General features: G+C 33.8%; 16 protein-coding genes. 4 read left to right on the plus strand and 12 right to left on the minus strand.

The features are described from left to right. Nucleotides 1–6: 6 nt before the first annotated feature. Nucleotides 7–1782, minus strand: a complete 1776-nt coding sequence (locus MJG50_RS13330) for an ABC transporter ATP-binding protein (RefSeq protein ID WP_240256232.1) — start codon at nucleotides 1780–1782, stop codon at nucleotides 7–9. Next, complete coding sequence (locus tag MJG50_RS13335; RefSeq protein ID WP_240256233.1) at nucleotides 1763–3505, minus strand: ABC transporter ATP-binding protein; 1743 nt, start codon at nucleotides 3503–3505, stop codon at nucleotides 1763–1765. The genes MJG50_RS13330 and MJG50_RS13335 overlap by 20 nt, the downstream gene beginning before the upstream one ends. Before the next feature lie 256 nt (nucleotides 3506–3761). Here MJG50_RS13335 and pepF point away from each other — a divergent pair, with 256 nt between their 5' ends. Then, nucleotides 3762–5564, plus strand: a complete 1803-nt coding sequence (pepF, locus tag MJG50_RS13340; protein WP_240256234.1) for an oligoendopeptidase F — start codon at nucleotides 3762–3764, stop codon at nucleotides 5562–5564. Between the two features lie 48 nt (nucleotides 5565–5612). On the opposite strand, the gene MJG50_RS13345 is transcribed toward pepF, so the two are convergent. Together MJG50_RS13345 and MJG50_RS13350 are read right to left on the minus strand one after the other, a co-directional pair. Then, nucleotides 5613–7796, minus strand: a complete 2184-nt coding sequence (locus MJG50_RS13345) for a DNA topoisomerase III (protein WP_240256235.1) — start codon at nucleotides 7794–7796, stop codon at nucleotides 5613–5615. A gap of 71 nt (nucleotides 7797–7867) precedes the next feature. Continuing rightward, a complete protein-coding gene (locus MJG50_RS13350; protein WP_240256236.1) occupies nucleotides 7868–8989 on the minus strand; it encodes a sensor histidine kinase in 1122 nt (373 codons plus the stop codon). 238 nt (nucleotides 8990–9227) lie between these two features. On the opposite strand from MJG50_RS13350, the gene MJG50_RS13355 reads away from it, so the two are divergent. After that, on the plus strand, nucleotides 9228–9674 hold the full coding sequence (locus tag MJG50_RS13355; protein ID WP_240256237.1) for a cupredoxin domain-containing protein: 447 nt from the start codon (nucleotides 9228–9230) through the stop codon (nucleotides 9672–9674). A gap of 47 nt (nucleotides 9675–9721) precedes the next feature. Here the strand turns inward: MJG50_RS13355 and MJG50_RS13360 are convergent, their stop codons facing one another. From MJG50_RS13360 to MJG50_RS13380, 5 genes are all read right to left on the minus strand, one after another. Beyond that, entirely contained in the window at nucleotides 9722–10114 is a 393-nt protein-coding gene (locus MJG50_RS13360) for a hypothetical protein (RefSeq protein ID WP_240256238.1), read from the minus strand. A gap of 307 nt (nucleotides 10115–10421) precedes the next feature. Beyond that, entirely contained in the window at nucleotides 10422–12338 is a 1917-nt protein-coding gene (locus tag MJG50_RS13365; protein ID WP_240256239.1) for a vWA domain-containing protein, read from the minus strand. Nucleotides 12339–12347: 9 nt separating this feature from the next. After that, entirely contained in the window at nucleotides 12348–13241 is an 894-nt protein-coding gene (locus MJG50_RS13370; protein ID WP_240256240.1) for an ATP-binding protein, read from the minus strand. Between the two features lie 254 nt (nucleotides 13242–13495). After that, on the minus strand, nucleotides 13496–13591 hold the full coding sequence (locus MJG50_RS22390) for a putative holin-like toxin (protein WP_431307286.1): 96 nt from the start codon (nucleotides 13589–13591) through the stop codon (nucleotides 13496–13498). A 92-nt stretch (nucleotides 13592–13683) separates the two neighbouring features. Next, the gene (locus tag MJG50_RS13380) at nucleotides 13684–14928 is read right to left on the minus strand and encodes a DHH family phosphoesterase (RefSeq protein WP_240256242.1); all 1245 of its coding nucleotides are present in this window, start codon (nucleotides 14926–14928) and stop codon (nucleotides 13684–13686) included. A 185-nt stretch (nucleotides 14929–15113) separates the two neighbouring features. On the opposite strand from MJG50_RS13380, the gene MJG50_RS13385 reads away from it, so the two are divergent. Beyond that, nucleotides 15114–15266, plus strand: a complete 153-nt coding sequence (locus MJG50_RS13385) for a hypothetical protein (RefSeq protein WP_240256243.1) — start codon at nucleotides 15114–15116, stop codon at nucleotides 15264–15266. Nucleotides 15267–15289: 23 nt separating this feature from the next. After that, complete coding sequence (locus tag MJG50_RS13390; protein ID WP_240256244.1) at nucleotides 15290–16654, plus strand: YjiH family protein; 1365 nt, start codon at nucleotides 15290–15292, stop codon at nucleotides 16652–16654. Between the two features lie 60 nt (nucleotides 16655–16714). Here MJG50_RS13390 and MJG50_RS13395 read toward each other — a convergent pair whose 3' ends face one another. The 3 genes from MJG50_RS13395 to MJG50_RS13405 form a co-directional block, all read right to left on the minus strand. After that, nucleotides 16715–16900: a hypothetical protein gene (locus MJG50_RS13395; protein ID WP_240256245.1), complete on the minus strand. Its 186-nt coding sequence runs from the start codon at nucleotides 16898–16900 to the stop codon at nucleotides 16715–16717. A gap of 124 nt (nucleotides 16901–17024) precedes the next feature. Continuing rightward, nucleotides 17025–17684 carry a bacillithiol biosynthesis deacetylase BshB2 gene (gene bshB2, locus MJG50_RS13400; protein ID WP_240256246.1) on the minus strand — a complete coding sequence of 220 codons (660 nt, stop codon included), beginning with the start codon at nucleotides 17682–17684 and terminating at the stop codon, nucleotides 17025–17027. 40 nt (nucleotides 17685–17724) lie between these two features. Further along, nucleotides 17725–18072 (minus strand): YojF family protein, encoded by a 348-nt coding sequence (locus tag MJG50_RS13405; RefSeq protein ID WP_240256247.1) that lies wholly within the window; start codon nucleotides 18070–18072, stop codon nucleotides 17725–17727. Nucleotides 18073–18310: the final 238 nt, after the last annotated feature.

Here is an 18310-nt window from a genome sequence, read left to right on the forward strand (position 1 = left end):
ATTATATTACATAACCTTCTTTTTTAATTGGCTATTAAATAGGGTATGATAATATCCTTTTTGCTGTAAAAGTGATTCATGAGTGCCTTTTTCTATCATTTTACCTTCATCAAGTACAAGAATTTGATCTGCTTGTTGGATTGTATTTAGACGATGGGCAACAATAAAACTAGTTCTTCCATTCATTAATCTTTGTAAAGCCTCTTGAATCTTCACTTCTGTTACTGTGTCAATACTACTTGTTGCTTCGTCTAATATTAAGATTGCTGGATTTGCTATGATCGCTCTTGCAATTGAAAGTAATTGTTTTTGCCCTTGGCTTATCCCATTACCATCCTGTTTGAGAATTGTGTCATATTTATTAGGTAATTTCATAATAAAAGAATGAGCGTTTGCCAATTTTGCAGCTTCAATGATTTCTTCATCTGTTGCATTCAATCTCCCATAGCGAATATTTTCCATTATCGACACTTGGAATAAATAGGAGTCTTGCAAAACAAAAGCCATATTTTTTCGTAAGCTTCCCCTCGTAATTTTAACAGAGTCAATTCCATCAATAAAAATCATTCCGCCATCTGGGTCATAAAATCTTGAAAGTAAATTGATTATCGTTGTCTTTCCTGCACCAGTTGGACCAACTAATGCGACTGATGTCCCACTGTCAACATGAAAACTAACATTATCAATTGTGTTTCCACCCTTTTCATATGAAAAAGATACATTCCGAAATTCAACTTCTCCATGAACTTTTTGTACAACTGTTGAATTTATCTCATCCCATGTTTCTAACTCTTCATCAAGAATGTCAAATACACGTTCAGCTCCAGCTATAGCCGAAAGAAGTGTATTAAACTGATTGGCAAGATCATTTAATGGTCTAGTAAATTGTCTAGCGTACTCCGTAAAAATAACAATTGTACCAATTGTAATCATTTTCTGTATCGCAAAAACACCACCGATACCAGCTATAATTGCAAAGCTTAAGTTATTAAGTACATTCATTAATTTTGGTATGAAGCCTGAATAGGTTTGTGCAAAATAGCCTGCTCTTTTAAGTTTCTCACTTTTATCCAAAAATTCTTGTATAACCTTCTCTTCTTGAGAAAAACTCTTTACAATTCTTTGACCAGAAATCGTTTCTTCGATATAACCATTCAAATCCCCTAAATAACGTTGCTGCTCCTTAAATAATTTTCCTGTCCGATTTGTAATCCATTTCAAGCCAAAAAACATGATTGGAACAATAAGCAATGTAATCAATGTTAATAGCGGACTTAGCCAAACCATGATCACAATTGTTCCGATTAATGTTAAAAGACTCGAAAATATTTGGATGACAGAACTATTTAAAGTTGAACTAACGTTTTCGATATCATTTGTCACTCGACTCATAAGCTCACCGTGCTGACGCTTATCAAAAAAGTGAATGGGCAATCTATGAAGTTGATTGAACAATTCGGTTCTCATCGTAAAAACTGTTTTTTGAGCAATCCCAACCATCCAATAATTTTGATACCATAACGCTACTGAATGAAGGATATATATCCCTACTAAAAGTAATATCGGAACAAAAATACCTGTATTTTCTTTCGTAACAATGTATTTATCAACTGTCACCCCAAGTAGATATGGTCCTAGTAATCCTAATAGTGAGCTTGCTAAAACCATTCCTAAAACAGCTAAAAGTAATTTAAAATTCGTTGATAAATAACTCCAAATTCGTTTGACAGTATTCAATTTTGGTTTCGATTTTTGGAAAGGTTTAGTTACTTGTGCTGGCATGATTTAATTTCCCTTCCCCAAATTGTGTTTTAAATACCTTTTGATAAAATGGTGATGTTTTCAATAATTCTTGATGATTCCCTTCAGCAATAAGTCCCCCATCCTCAAGGAGTAAAATGGAATCAGCTGCCATTGCAGTATAGATTTTTTGCGTAATTATTAATGTTGTACAAGTGTATTTTTTTAACGATTGTAATAATTGTGCTTCTGTTTTCAAATCTAAAGCACTTGTACTGTCATCTAGGAGAAGTATTTTTGGATTTCTTACAAGTGCTCTGGCAATGGAAATTCGTTGTTTTTGACCACCTGAGAGATTTACTCCTTTTTGACCAATAACTGTTTCATATTTTAATGGTAATTTTTCAATTGTATGATGTATTTGTGCACTTTTTGCGGCTTCAATAATTTCCCCCATTGTTGAATCTTCCTTGCCCCATGCAATATTTTCCTTAATTGTTCCTGTAAATAACAATGCTTCCTGGGGAACAAATCCAATTTGTTTTCGTAAATCATCAAGACCAACATTCTTCACATCATGTCCATCTATAATAATACTACCTCCAGATACATCATAAAGCCTTGGAATGAGTTGAAATAATGTTGACTTACCAGATCCTGTTGCCCCTAAAATAACAACAGTTGTTCCCGCTTTTATAGAGAACGAAAGATTATCCAATACGTGAGAAGAAGAACCTTCATAATTAAAGCGAACATCTTTAAAATCTATACGTCCAGATTGCATTGCGAATGATTGTTCTTTTTCAGGTAATTCTACTAAATCAACTTCTGTATCCAATACTTCTGTAACACGCCCAGCGGAAGCTCGTGCACGAGAAAAATGCATAATTATCCATGTAAATACAGATAGCGCACCCGTAATTCGTGTTGCATAATTGATGATTGCTACAACTTCACCAACTTTAGCATCACCAGTGTTCACATCCGCACTCCCAAACCATAAAATTGCTAAAATACTAGCATTCATTACAATTAATAAAACTGGCATCGACGTTTCAATAAGTCGTAATGTCGTAATTGTGCGATTACGTAATTCTTTATTCGCATCGTCAAATCGATTCATTTCATGCTTTCCTCTTACAAATGCCTTAATTAATTTCATATTAGAAAGATTTTCTCTCATTACTCCATTAACATGGTCTAACTTATCCTGAACAGTTTGAAAAAGCTTTCTTGCCCTAGTCATTACGAAGATAAGAAAACCCACTAATAATGGAATTGTAATTACTAAGAGCAGTGCAAGTCTGAAGTTAACAAGTAATGCCATAATGACTCCACCAATAATTAACAACGGAGCTCGAAGCATGATTCGCAAGCTCATGAACACTGTATTTTGCAGTTGGGTTACATCATTTGTCATTCTTGTAATTAATGTGGCCGTTTCGAATTTTTGCAAATTATTGAACGAAAAAGATTGTACCTTTACAAATAACGCCTTTCTAACATCATAGCCAAAGCTTTGACTTGAATGTGCTGCAAAAAATGAATTAATAATACCAGATAAAAAGGCTAGCAAAGATATTCCTACCATGAACCCGCCCCACTTCAAAACAACAGATAAATCTTTTTGAAGAATACCATCATCGATTACCTTTGCAATTAAAATTGGCTGTAATAATTCAACTGCTAACTCGACTAATGTTAAAATTAAAGCAACTACAATAGGTAACCGATATGGTTTTAAAAATGACAACACCTTTAACATACTAAGCCTCCAAACATCTTGCAAAGCTCATTTCTATTAATCTTTCGTTTTCCGAATAATTATTATATTGAATATCATACAACAATTATTTTGTTAATACATCAAAAAACATACAAAAAAATCATCAGAAGTAAATTTCTATCATTTAATCTTCATTAAGATTCAGAAAATACTATTAATAATTTGCTATTTTAGTATATAATAAATACTGTTAGGATCACGAAATAATATTTTAGATGATGAAGGGAGCATAACGATGAGTAAATTATTAACTCGTTCAGAAGTACCAGTAGAGTCAACATGGAAACTTGAGGATTTATTTACATCAGATGAGGCATGGGAATCTGAATTAACAGCAATTCAAAAGGATGTCCCTACAGTAACAAAATATAAAGGTGAACTTTCCAAAGGTGCAAAAAGCTTATTAAATTGTTTACTCGCACAGGAAGAATTATATAAGAGAATAATCTTAGTTGCTACATATGCAAATCTTCGCTTTTCTGAAGATGGATCAAATGCTGTGAATCAAGGTAATTCTGCACGTATGGCTGCAGCATTATCTGAGATTAGTGCTGCTCTTTCTTTCATAGATTCTGAAATTCTTGCCTTACCTGATGGAATGATTGAACAATACTTACAGGATGAAGTTGAACTATCAGCTTTTCAATTAAATTTACAAGAAATAATTGAGAAAAAACCCTATACTTTAACACCTGAAACTGAGGAAGCATTCGCAGCACTTGGGGAAGTTCATGCAGCACCTTATATGATCTATCAACGAAGTAAAACTTCTGATATGGCATTTTCATCATTTAAGGATGAAGATGGTCAGGAATCGCCATTGTCATTTGCATTATATGAAGACAGCTATGAACTATCACCTGACACAACAACAAGAAGAAATGCATATCATGCATTTTCTAATTCTTTGAAGCAATATCAACATACATTCGCTGCTACATACGCAACAGAAGTCAAAAAACAAGTCGCTATATCTAAATTAAGAAAGTATGAATCCGTAACACATATGCTGTTACATCCCCAAAAGGTTACATTAGAAATGTATCATAATCAACTTGATATTATTCAAGAAGAGCTTGCACCACATATGCGAAAATTAGCTAATCTTAGGAAAAGTGTTCTTGGTTTGGAAAAAATGCAATTTTGTGATTTAAAGGCACCGCTTGATCCAGAGTTCAATCCAAAAACTACTTATAAAGAGGCATCTGAAACAATTTTGGAAGCTTTAGAAGTAATGGGACCTGAATACATTACGATTATGAAGAAAGCTTTAACAGAACGTTGGGTAGATCTACCTCCAAATGTAGGGAAATCAACTGGTGCTTTTTGTTCAAGCCCTTATGGCTCCCATCCTTATATACTTATCTCTTGGACTGACACGATGAGAGGTGCATTTGTCTTAGCACATGAACTTGGTCATGCTGGCCACTTTTATTTGGCTAATAGACATCAAAGGGTTGGAAATACACGCCCTTCCACTTATTTTGTTGAGGCTCCTTCAACAATGAATGAGTTATTACTTGCTGAACATCTCCTCTCAAAAACAGAAGACAAGAGGATGCGACGCTGGATTATTACACAATTGTTAGGAACGTATTATCATAATTTTGTTACACATTTATTAGAAGGTGAATACCAACGCAGAGTGTATTCACATGCCGAACAGGGAAAGCCAATTACAGCACCTGTTCTAAATACAATTAAAGGGGATGTTCTACGTTCCTTCTGGGGTGACTCTGTTGAAATTGACGAAGCAGCTAGCTTAACATGGATGAGACAGCCACACTATTATATGGGCTTATATCCTTACACATATTCTGCAGGGCTTACTGCTTCAACCGCAGTTGCTGCTTTAATGAAGGAAGAAGGCCAACCTGCAGTTGACCGTTGGTTAGAAGTTTTAAAAGCAGGCGGTACGATGAACCCACTGGAATTAATGAAGTATGCTGGTGCGGATATGTTAGAACCAGAAACGATTCGCAAAGCGGTGGCATATGTAGGATCATTAGTCGATGAACTTGTAAAAAGCTATGAATAAATAATTCAAAACCTTAGCCAAGTGTATTGGCTAAGGTTTTACTTTTGATTATTGATCCAATTTAAGCTTTGCTAAAGCATCTGCCAGTGCTGTATTAATTGGTTCTTCTTTATCCTGATTCTTCAAGTATTTAGAAACATCTCGCTTAGAAACCTTACCTGATTTATCCTTTTGTCTTCTTTCATTAAATGTCGATAACTTCTCCCGATGACCACATTTACAAACAAAAATTTGACCGTCACCAGCTCCACGAAGCTCTAACCTCTTATGACAATTTGGACATCTTGCATTCGTTACCTTTGATATATTTTTTCGATGACCACATTCTCTATCCTGGCACACGAGCATTTTACCCTTTTTTCCATTTACTTCAAGCATTAATTTCCCACAGTCTGGACATTTCGTTCCCGTGATATTATCATGCTTAAATTTTGAGTCACTGTTTTTTATTTCATTCACAACTGCTTTTGTATATCCCTTAATTTCTGTAATGAAATCATTTTTCTTAAGATGCCCTTTTGATATTCTCTCCAGTTTTTGTTCCCATTCTGCAGATAATACAGGAGATTGTAGGTCTTCTGGAACTAGCTCTAATAATTGCTTTCCTTTATTCGTAATATGAATATCTTTACCTTTTCTTTCAATTAAGAAGGTGTTGAATAGCTTTTCAATAATATCGGCTCTTGTAGCGACTGTTCCGAGTCCACCTGTTTTTCCAATCGTTTCAATTAAGTCCTTATTTTCCCCTGCCATGTATTTCGATGGGTTTTCCATTGCAGATAATAAGCTTCCTTCATTGAATGGTTTTGGTGGTTCGGTATATTTGTTAACCTCATTAACATATTTCACATTTAATTCTACTCCAGAATGTATGGATGCAGGGATCTTGCTAGTTAATTCAAGATCTTCATCCTCATCATGGCTACTGTCATACACTTCTTTCCACCCGAGAGACAGGACAGTTTTTCCTTTGGCTGTAAATTTCTCTTGTCCAATTCGTGCATGGACAATCTTTTGCTCATACGTATATGCCGGAAAGAATACTGATAAAAATCTTTTTACAATTAAATCATATATTTTTACTTCTTTATCAGACAATGCACTTATATTTGCCCTTTCCTCTGTAGGAATAATCGCATGATGATCTGTCACCTTACTATTATCAACAAAAGACTTATTTGTTTTGATTCCAGTACTCGTAATTTTTGAAGCAAGCTTTGCATATCGTTGTATTTTACAAGCATCAATACGGTCCTTCAGCGTATCAACAATATCAGTTGACAAGTATTTAGAATCAGTTCGAGGATATGTGACCAACTTATGCTGTTCATATAATTTTTGGAGAATATTAAGTGTTTCCTTTGCTGAATATCCAAAAATTTTATTTGCATCTCTCTGCAACTCTGTTAGATCATATAGCTGTGGTGCGAAGCTCTTCTTCTCTGTTTTTTTAACATCGGTAATGATTGTTTTTTGATTCGAAATAGCACTAATAATCTGCTTGCATTTCTCTTTATTAAAAATTCGAGCATTATTTGTTTTCTCATCAATCCAGTGGAAAGTTAAATATTCTGTTACGGCGTTAATTTCATAATATGGCTGTGGTTTGAAGCTTTTAATTTCAGCTTCCCTTTTTGCCATAATTGCTAATGTTGGTGTTTGGACACGACCACATGATAATTGAGCATTATGCTTCGTAGTTAAAGCACGAGTGGCATTGATTCCAACTAACCAATCAGCTTCTGCTCTTGCAACTGCTGAGAAATATAAATTCTCATATTCTTTCCCACTCTTCAGATTTGCAAAGCCCTGCTTGATTGCTTTGTCTGTAACCGAAGAAATCCAAAGACGTTTTATTGGCTTTTGTATTCTTGTTTTATCAATAATCCATCTAGCAACCAATTCACCTTCCCGTCCAGCATCGGTGGCAATCACGATATCTTTAACATCCTTACGTTGTAATTGCGATTTGACAACACTATATTGTTTACCAGTTTGCTTTATAACAACTAAATCTAACCGTGATGGAATAATTGGTAAATCCTCAATTTTCCATGATTTATATTGATCACCGTATTTTTCAGGATCGGCAAGTGTGACAAGATGCCCTAGAGCCCAAGTTACAATATATTTATCATTTTCAAAAAATCCATTTCCTTTTTTAAGGCAGCCTAATACCCGGGCGATATCTCTTCCTACGGATGGCTTCTCTGCTAGTACAAGTGATTTCATTTTTATACCTCCAATTCACTCGTATTATTATACAGTAATTGCCACCATTACGCACTTAAACACTATTAAAATTACGCTTCAACAGCAATTCGAAGTGGCAATACAATCTTAAAAATCGTTTGACTGGAGTCTGAAACGCATGTAATGGTTCCCCCGTGCTTTTCAATTATTTTTTTGCAAACAAATAGACCTATTCCAGTACCAAACTCCTTTGTTGTATAAAATGGTTCAAAGATGGTATCCATAAATTCTTGTTGAATTTTCGGACCATTGTTTGAAATGGAAATCTCAATATTTCCATCAGTCATATTTGATTGAATCCAAATTCTCCGGTTTTCTTTTAATTGCTTAAGCGCATCAATTGAATTTAATAATATATTTAAAATAACCTGTCTTATTTCTTCTTTATTAACAAGGATTTCCAGTTTCATGTCAATATCATTAATGACCTCAACTTCCCCATCAAGTAAGCTAGCATATAGGAAATCAATAATATCAATAAACATTTCATACAATAAAACTGTTTTTTCGCTTTTCTCTATTAAATCCTTCTTTGAAACATGCAAAAATTGTGAAATTTTATAATTTAACTGGTTTAATTCATGACTAATGATGTCTAAGTATTTTATATCTGGGTAGTCATTGCTAATTAACTTGACGAAGCCAAGTATTGCAGTTAATGGATTACGAAATTCATGAACAAAGGTAGAGGCCATCTGTCCTAAGATTGTTAATCGCTCTTGGTGACTTTGATCTATATAATGAATCTTTTCCTGGAGAAGTTGATCCTTAAGTTCCGTATATTTTGTTACCCCATAGTATGTAAAATTATCAAATATTCGATTTACATCATTAAATACTGGCTCTAAACATTCGATACTTAATCCCGAGTTGTATATGTACTTAAAAATTTCACTTCTACATAAATTAACGTTGTATACAAATTCACCAATATTAATATTTGCTTGGGCTCTTTCTTCTGCAACTTTATCTGCAAGTTTTTTTATTGCTTTATTATCTATTGGATGAATTATTGAACTCTTCACCATCTCAAACATAGTTAACCCATTTAACGCTACTTCATCTTTATATAGATCATCTTCTGAATCAATAACATTTTTTTGCCATTCTTTTAGAAAAATTGATAAATTAGATTCTAAATAATAGATAAGTTCTCCTAAGACTGGATTCAATATATTCCACCCTTTCATTTCATCCTATTGAAATAATTTGCTTTATAAAAGTAACGACACATTATAGTATTCTACTTTAATTTCTGAATTACCTTTTAGAATATAAGTAATTTGTAGAATTTTCAAAATTAATATCGATTATCATAGAATAATTTTTTTTCATTTGTTAAAAAAAGAGACAAGTTTCCTTCTGTGTCTAGCATACATTAAAGAAAGACGAGCATTTGGGGGGTTATGTATGAAATTTATATTGATTAAAAAGAAATGGGTATTATTTATCATCGTTTCTTGTACAGTACTACTATGTGGATGGTTGTTGTTACAGCCACAAATCATACCGACAATCACTACTACTGCTGCTGAAGAAGAGGTTGTATATCATGTCACAACAGGAGAATTAAAAACAACAACTGATGATGGGAAAGAAATTGAAGCTTATTTTTGGAATCCGGGGACGATTGTCGTACCTCAAGGTAAAAATGTAACCTTTAATATTTATGGAGTAAACGGTAAAGAACATTCCTTTTACATCGAGGGAACAGACATTAAAGGGACTGTCAAAAAAGGGGAAGAGATAAAAATAGAAACTCGTTTTAACAAAGAAGGAACATATAGAATCATTTGTTTGAATCACGCTGATATCGCAAGTAATGGTCCAATGATTGGATATATTGTCGTTGACTAAGTAATAAGGAGTAGAAAAAACAGGGTTATCCCCTGTTCTTCTACTCCTTATATTTTTCTAACGACAATTACTGGTGTCATTTTTTTGATGATACAATCTTCGATATCATTTTGGCCGAGTAATCCTAGTGTAATTGCTGCTTCAATTTTTTGCTGATCTGGCATTTTTACCATTTGAACACAATCGTTTAATTGTAAATCTTCTAATCTCTTGACCATTTTTTCATCTTCGTAGTTCTCAGTTGATCGAACCTGCCTTTGAATTTTATAGCTGCCTATAATAGATTCAGCCTTCTCATTTTTACCAACCGCAGCATCAAAATAAACGTTAATTACTTTCTTCATTTCCTTTAATTCTTTTTCAATTTCTTTTGCCTTCTCATTTAATAAAACATATTTTGAAACTAGCTCTTCTGGTATTTCCGAGAATGTTTGATTCATAGATTAATCCTCCACTTAATAGTTTTAATTAATCATATGATGAACATTCAAAAAAAATTCATTGTTAATTGATAGTATGATAAGTAAAAACCATTCCCCACATGAAAGGAATGGCTTTTTGTTTGTTTAGCAGGGAATTATAAAATTTAAACTTGTGGATAACCCTTTAATAAAGTTTATCTACGTTCAGCTCCAGCGCCTAGGCCCTCGAGGTCAAATAACCTGATGCAAGAAAAGTCAAAGTGCGACTTTTTTGCATCAGGTTATTTGCTTGTCGGGCCTGGACAAGGCGCTTGCGCTTTTGTTCTTATATACTCTTATACAGCAGCTTCTTCAGTAGTGGAAACAGCACATCTGGTAATTCATCAATATCCGGAACTAATATACTATATTTTCCATATATGTTTTGAATGGTCTTTTTTTGTCCCTCTTCAATTTCACCGTTTGATAAGAATACATTAATGACTTCAATTCCATATTTTCGAGCATCTAGAACGGCTTCATATGTATCAATAATCCCATTTTGCTCATAATCGAATGCTGCAGGTTCTCCATCTGAAAATACTAATAGGAATTTTTGTTTTTCTGAACGTTCTAGAATTTTTTTCGTCAACATTCTTATCGCAAAACCGTCCCGATTATCTTCCTCAGGCTCAAGTTGCATAATTTCTGGGCCTTGTCTATGTGTTAGTGATGAAGAAAAATCAATAACCGTTTGTAAATAATTCGGTTGTTTTGTACTAGTCGCTTCATTCGTATCTTCCCAAAATCCTGTCACTTGATGGGGTACCCGAACTGATTTTAATGCCTCATGGAATAATGTAATTCCAAGCTTAGTTTGCTTCATCTTATCATACATTGAGGCCGAGCAATCAACTAGCAAAGAAAATACAGCATCAATTTGAGGAGACTCTTGATCTTTTTTATAAAACATTCTTGGATTATCTTCAGTAAATAACCGTACTAGTTTTTTGTTTAATCTACCAAAATGTAAATCACTTCTAGGAAGGTTCTTTTTATGCTCTAAAATTTTGATGATCATTTGCTTCATTTTTTTCTGATAAGGGGCGATAACAGCTTTATTTTCGTCATACTCTATAATTTCAGTATTTGTAGGCTTTCTCGCCTTAATAAATACCGGATAAGCAAATTTATTTTCTTTTCCATATTCGAACGCAGACTCGCCTTTATTAGGGGTATCGTTCATTTCCATTGCTTCCATTTTTGAATAGTCTTTATTACTACTTTTCTGAGAAGATCCTTGGACGATACCTAACGCTTGGTCGGCATCCTCACCTTCCCTCGCACCTTCACCAATCAAATTTGTTTTTGAACCTTGCTCAAGATCAAATTTTAAAAAACTTTTTGTTGTTTTACTTGTTTCTTGATGCCATGTTGGAAGCTTTTCTTCATGTACATCTTCATCACCCTTTTTAGCATCCTTTAACCTATCATTATTTTTTAATGGATCATTTCTCGTTAAATCATCAAATGTTAAACCGTCTTCAAGACTTTCATAATCAAGCTCTGGAAGATGAAAATACGTATTTAACATGTCATTGGATAGTACTTCATCAAGTACATCTACAATTCTCGAACAAATTTTAACGACATCTCCAGTTGTCTTCGTATCAAAAAAATTGGTTACTTCGTTTCGTAAAAATGGTAGGACCAGATCTATGTCACTATGAATGCTTGGAATTTCTTCAATCGGTGAATCTGAAGTAACTAACAAAAAGAGTGCGTTAAATAAAGCATCCGTATGAACACTTTTAACAATATTCACATGTAATTGATCTTTAAAATAATTCCTATAAATCCTTTTGCGATGATAAAATGCTTTTTTTGTACCAGGGCGAATCTTTTTACATAATTCTTCAAGTCGTAAATCTTCACAAACCATAAATAATTGTTTTGCGAAACTTGGTAAATTTGTATTATCACATAGCTTCATAAAAGCAGAGACCTCTTGAAAGTCCGTGAATTGCTTACTCCCAATTGCTCTTAGAAATATATCACTCGTTAGACCGTTCCTTTTATCCTTATCAGGTCGATTGTCCCAGAAATGGCTAATGATGATTTTATTTTCAATTGGATTAAAATATGATCGATATCCTAGTTCTACTTCAATTTCTGCTGATTTAGATAATGTCTTCGCTAAATCTGCAAGTTCCATAAAGAGGAATGAATCAATTTTTTTATCGTTAAATTGAATAAATCTCATCGTTAATCCTCACTCAAACAGAGTTTCTGCAATATTTTTTATAGCAGCTTTTTCTCGATCATCTTCAAGCTTTTGAATTATCCCTCTTGAGATAGCACGTAGTGGCGGCATATACAAAGCCAAGTCACATGTATCGATAAGTGCTCGTATCGAAGCTGCTTCCTCTGAAATTAATCCATTCCTAACTTGTGTAATTAAATCAGCTGACAAGGAAACAAATTTGTTAATCAGCTGCTCATCCTTAAGTAAGGATTGTTCTTGTAATACCTTTTTAAGCGTTTCACCTTGAATGTATGGGACATCAATAATAACAAAGCGATTCTTTAATGCTTCGTTTAATGGAACAGTTCCTACATATCCTTCATTTATAGCTGCAATGACTCCGAAACCGCTTTTAGCCTTGACAACTTCTGCAGTAAAAGGATTTGTAATCATTTTTCGATAATCCAACACTCCGTTTAAAATTGGCAATGTTTCTGGTTTCGCCATATTAATTTCATCGATATAAAGCAAATAACCTTTTCTCATTGCATTAATAACTGGGCCTTGAATGAATTCGATTGCCATTTTACCTTTTTGCTCTTGTATCGTCTTGTAACCAAGCAGCGCCTCCGCATCCAAATCTACAGAACAGTTAATGCTATACATCGGCTGCGAAAATAAAGCTGATATCGTTTCAGCTAATTTTGTTTTTCCTGAACCTGTAGGACCCTTTAACAAAACATTTTTTCCAAGACTTAAAGATATAATTGCATCCTGAATAATTGCGAGATCGGCAAAAGTATAGCCGTCTTTTCCTATTAGCACTTGATCCTCAGCGGTTAAAGGGACTGATTCTTTACGTTTTATAATTTCCTCATAAATTTTACTAGGTAATTTTAACTCTTCTATTTGATATGACATTTATTTTTCATTTCCTCTCTTTAATTCGTTACCTCACGATTCTACAGAAATTTGAACAATGAAGCAAAGTATAAACATTTTATTGAATTTTTATGATTTTTTTGTTTAAATTGTGGTATGATGAATTATATTAAGCAATAAAGAAAGACCGCAGATGTTGGTAGCATCTACGGCCTAGCAATAGAAGGTTCCCAATATGGGGATCGGCCTATGGGAAAAATAGACCTCGCCCTACTTAAGAGGATAAGGGAGGTCTATTTTTTGTTGTTCTTGTCAAATGACAATATGGCAACAACAAGGGACGCAAAAGAAAGCATAATAACTAGACTTTCATATATCGTCAAAGGCATCACCCCCAATCTTCAGGGACTAGCCGACCACCCTAATGGACAATCTATTGCATGCTTGTATTATAGCACAAATAAGTACCAGAACATACGTTTTATTGATTAAAATGATTCTTTGTACTCAGTAGACAATCTTGGATATTACGATTGATGTATTCTTCATCCTTCTTAAGAACGTCGCCTAAAAATGTAAGTAATTCATTATCAAACGCTAGACCACTCGCAAATTGCCTTTTAATAAATCGCTCTGCCTCATCATACTTATCAAAAGATTGTTCTAATAAACCTTTCTCATGATGGATTCTCCATTTTCCGTCTTGATTAAGGAAAACAAAAGATTTCTCTCCTTTTCGATTAACCAAAAGTGTGCCGTTTTCTGTCTCTTTCATATTTAGTATATTCTGTGGCGCATCATGCCGAATCGAATAGATTGAAAATGGATTTTTAACAAATAACTCAAATGCTGTATCACCCATTGAACATCCAGATGCTTTTGGATGACCTCCACCACCGTATCTTTTCGCAAATTCCGATACATCAACTTCATCATAGATCGTACGGAAACCAATTTTCTTTGTCCCAACATTCAGTAAAGAAATTAAGTCAAGATGTGGATTTAATTTTGCAAGTGCATTACCAAGCTCTGATAAATACTGCTCCGCGTGGATTACACCAACACAATATTCACCGATTGTAGTTTGAACAATTTGTCTATTTTTCGACTGGATGTATCGTTCAATTTTCTTCTCTTCCATGTTTAATAGAAATTCCTCTGAATCAGTTAACTTGAAGGTTGAAGAACTTTTTAAACGCTCAAGCATTTCGGATTCAAATTGTTCAATCCCCACAATATAAAATAAATCATTCAAACGCTTTGCCTCAACTTTTTCTTCAACTTCCCATTCCCATGTGTCATATAATCTTACTAATTCAATAAATTCTTCCAAAGCCGTATTTTGTTCCAACTTTCCATTCTCAAGAAGAAATTCATAAAAGAGTGATGTTGCACATGTTTTCTTACCTGTTTTGTATTCAGGAAGTACATACCCCCAATTATAATTATTAAAATGCATCGCTGTAATATGGTGATCAACAACCTGGATATGGTTACCAGCCTTTGAACGTTTATCAAGTTTTTTTTCAATTTTATCATTCACCGCTAGATCTGTTATGTAAATTTGTGCATTTAAATTATCTTGATCTTCAATAAATTTCTCTACTCGCTCATTTAAATTTCGATATGTGCAGTAGGAAACATCAACATCATCACCAAATGCTATTTTTGCAACGAGACCACAGCCAATCCCATCAAGGTCACTGTCTGAAAATAACTTTATCATGTAAATTCTCCTTTCTTTACCACAAAAATATGAATTATGTTTTCATACTGTCTTATGATAATATTACCACAATTAAAATGAAAGGTTTTTTAACACTTTATTTCATCTTGAATGTTAGGCTTCTCATTTGTAAAATTCACTATACAATGCCAATCTATTGGGCACGCTATTTATGAGGTGAGAAAATGAATAAAAATGGAATAAATAACTTAAGAGATAAATATCAAAATAAAACGGAAAAAGAACTTGAAGAGGAAATCGGATTTTATTTTATTTCAGGTCAAAAATACCTAAATGACAAGAACATGATTAATATGATTGAAGATGAGCATATCTAATATTTTTCTGAGGTGGATTCAAGATGAAGGATTCTCAAACTATTTCCTATAAAACGACCGCTTTACTAAAGTTTTTAATTCCATCAATTATTGGTATTTTTTTATTTATGATACCGATCTCGTATCAAGGAAGTACAACAATCCCTGTTGCACTTTTAGCATCATTTGTTCAAAACTTATTAAGTGATATTTTACCACAGATTATGACGGTGCTTATGATCATCACAGTAATAGGATCAATTCTATATAAACTTAAGAAAGCTACCATACTTAATCAAAGCCAATTTTTAAATACATTATTTAATATTAATCCATTTTGGTTTATAACTAGATTAATCGGGATGGTATTTGCAATTCTAACTTTATTCAAAATTGGCCCTAAGGCAATTTGGTCCAGCGACACCGGTGGTCTGTTATTAAATGATCTCCTACCTGTTTTATTTTCAGTATTTCTGTTTGCAGGTTTATTTTTACCACTTCTACTCGACTTTGGATTACTTGAATTATGTGGGGCATTATTTACAAAAATAATGAGACCCTTGTTCAAGCTGCCTGGACGTTCCTCTATAGACTGTTTAGCTTCTTGGTTGGGGGATGGTACGATTGGTGTATTATTAACCGCAAAGCAGTATGAGGATGGTTTTTATACGAAGAAAGAGGCTGCTATTATTGGGACAACCTTTTCAGTTGTGTCAATTACCTTCACTATCGTGATTTTATCATATTTACATTTAGAAGATTATTTTAAATCCTATTATTTTACGGTTGTTTTGGCTGGTCTTGTTGCAGCATTTATTATGCCAAGAATACCACCACTATCAATGAAAGCAGATACATATATTGCGAAACAAGAAAAAGCGTTAATTAATGAATCAATCCCTTCTGGCATCTCTCCATTTAGATGGGGATTATTTAAGGCAACTGAAAAAGCTGATGATAAAAATAACCATTTCTCAAATGTACTTATTGGTGGGGTCCAAAATATTCTTGATATGTGGCTTGCTGTAGTACCCGTCGTTATGGCGATTGGAACAATGGCACTGATTATCGCAAATTACACCCCAGTTTTTAAAATACTAGGGTACCCTTTTGTTCCAATACTAAGTATTATGCAAGTACCTGAAGCAACCGAGGCTGCTCAAACGATGGTTGTTGGATTTGCAGATATGTTTTTACCAGCAGTTATTGGAAGTTCGATTGAAAGTGACTTGACTAGGTTTGTAATTGCTTGTACTTCTGTAACCCAACTTATTTATATGTCTGAAGTCGGTGGGCTTCTTCTAGGATCAAAAATTCCAGTCTCATTTTTCGATCTCATAATCATTTTTATTTTACGAACACTCATCACTTTGCCCATTATTGTGATTATGGCACATATACTATTTTGAGCCAAAACAAAAAGAGCGAAAAAACATTCCGCTCTTTTGGCTCATAAATACGTACAGGTACTAATGGAAATATGATAAAATACTTGCCGCTCTCCAGAAAATGACAATGGAAAAAGCACTTAAACAAGTAGCACTGCAAATCTTTAAAATCCTTTTTCTTGTATCTTTAAAGATCGTAAGAGCAGTCGATAATCCAACAATTAAAAAAAGGATGACTGAAATATCCATATATACATTCATCTCCATAAAAATACCCCCCAACTAAACATTTTGCCTGAGATATTTATATGAGCCACTCTATGATAATAATTGATTATATATGAACTCCCAAAAATGTACAATGTATATAATGTCCTAAATTAATTACTGGTCAAAATTTATATGTCCAATAAACTTCTTTATTAATCCAATTCAATACTTCCTGATCTTGAGATTTTATTTTACCATCAATTCGAGATAGCATTCCTTCTGTTTGAGAACGATGCGCTTTGATCGCGGCTAATTTTATATCCTGAACTTCGCTTACATCAAATTCTATATCATGCTCACCTAATTTTTCGACACGGTCGTTAGTAATTGCCTTACAGTACACAGTAGGGCGCTGATTCTCCGGTAGTCTTGAAATGGCTCTAATCGTTGCTTCACCTGTTGCATCATGATCAGGATGTACACCATGCCCCGGATAAAATGTGATTACCAATGATGGATTTGTTTCCTTAATAATCACTTCAATTTTATCTGCAAGATCCTCTGGATCCTCAAACTCTAAAGTCTTATCACGTAAACCCAACATTCGTAAGTCTTGAATCCCCATTGCATGACATGCATCAATTAGCTCCTTTTTTCTAATCTGTGGTAATGTTTCTCGATTAGCAAAAAAAGGTTTTCCAAAATTTCTTCCCATTTCGCCTAGTGTCAAACATGCATAGGTCACAGGAACCCCTTTTTTCGTATTTAATCCAATCAATCCAGCAGTTCCAAACGCTTCATCGTCAGGATGTGGAAACACAACTAATATATGACGTTCCATTTTATAACCCCTTTTTCAAAAATTATAATCAAAAAAACTATTACTCAAATGGTGTAGGACTAAGTTGTAATGCTACGGCAAGCCTACCTTCTTCATCATGACCAGCTAGAAGTAAGCGTCCTTTCTCATCATATTCCCAGTCTGTAATCCCCTCAGCGTATATCCAGCCTAGTTCCATTTTTAGACCTACACGATAACTGCCATCCCCAGTTATTTTGCCTTGTGTAAATTTAATCAAGCCATTTCGTATATATGCACCTGCAGACATTTTAGCAGCACCAGAATGTACGGCATATGCTCCATTTGTCGTTTCAAGATGGATATATAAGTCTTTATTGACAAAACTATTTATTTTTTCCTGTACCTTATCTAATTCAACAGGTTTCAATGTTAATCCCCCAAACATCTTCATAATTTTTTATTATAATAGGATGTTCAAAAAGTCCGGTAAAAATGACACATCGAACTTCTCGGTCCTTTTTATCCTCCTTTTTGATCACGTACTATAAATAAATATTATCGATTTTATTAACAAAAAGCCAACATAGTGATTTGAAATCTAATAAAAACAAAAAAATTAGTAAATATTGTATGTTTTAATCAAATTAGGTAACATTAAAAATAAG

Source organism: Fredinandcohnia quinoae, from assembly GCF_022427965.1.
Taxonomy (GTDB): Bacteria; Bacillota; Bacilli; order Bacillales; family Bacillaceae_L; genus Ferdinandcohnia; species Ferdinandcohnia quinoae.

Excerpts from the sequence above, each read along its gene's own strand:
- MJG50_RS13330 (WP_240256232.1), bottom strand. The coding sequence starts at position 1,782 with ATGCCAGCACAAGTAACTAAACCTTTCCAAAAATCGAAACCAAAATTG.
- MJG50_RS13335 (WP_240256233.1), bottom strand. The coding sequence starts at position 3,505 with ATGTTAAAGGTGTTGTCATTTTTAAAACCATATCGGTTACCTATTGTA.
- pepF (WP_240256234.1), top strand. The coding sequence starts at position 3,762 with ATGAGTAAATTATTAACTCGTTCAGAAGTACCAGTAGAGTCAACATGG.
- MJG50_RS13345 (WP_240256235.1), bottom strand. The coding sequence starts at position 7,796 with ATGAAATCACTTGTACTAGCAGAGAAGCCATCCGTAGGAAGAGATATC.
- MJG50_RS13355 (WP_240256237.1), top strand. The coding sequence starts at position 9,228 with ATGAAATTTATATTGATTAAAAAGAAATGGGTATTATTTATCATCGTT.
- MJG50_RS13360 (WP_240256238.1), bottom strand. The coding sequence starts at position 10,114 with ATGAATCAAACATTCTCGGAAATACCAGAAGAGCTAGTTTCAAAATAT.
- MJG50_RS13365 (WP_240256239.1), bottom strand. The coding sequence starts at position 12,338 with ATGAGATTTATTCAATTTAACGATAAAAAAATTGATTCATTCCTCTTT.
- MJG50_RS13370 (WP_240256240.1), bottom strand. The coding sequence starts at position 13,241 with ATGTCATATCAAATAGAAGAGTTAAAATTACCTAGTAAAATTTATGAG.
- MJG50_RS22390 (WP_431307286.1), bottom strand. The coding sequence starts at position 13,591 with ATGCCTTTGACGATATATGAAAGTCTAGTTATTATGCTTTCTTTTGCG.
- MJG50_RS13380 (WP_240256242.1), bottom strand. The coding sequence starts at position 14,928 with ATGATAAAGTTATTTTCAGACAGTGACCTTGATGGGATTGGCTGTGGT.
- MJG50_RS13385 (WP_240256243.1), top strand. The coding sequence starts at position 15,114 with ATGAATAAAAATGGAATAAATAACTTAAGAGATAAATATCAAAATAAA.
- MJG50_RS13390 (WP_240256244.1), top strand. The coding sequence starts at position 15,290 with ATGAAGGATTCTCAAACTATTTCCTATAAAACGACCGCTTTACTAAAG.
- MJG50_RS13395 (WP_240256245.1), bottom strand. The coding sequence starts at position 16,900 with ATGGAGATGAATGTATATATGGATATTTCAGTCATCCTTTTTTTAATT.
- bshB2 (WP_240256246.1), bottom strand. The coding sequence starts at position 17,684 with ATGGAACGTCATATATTAGTTGTGTTTCCACATCCTGACGATGAAGCG.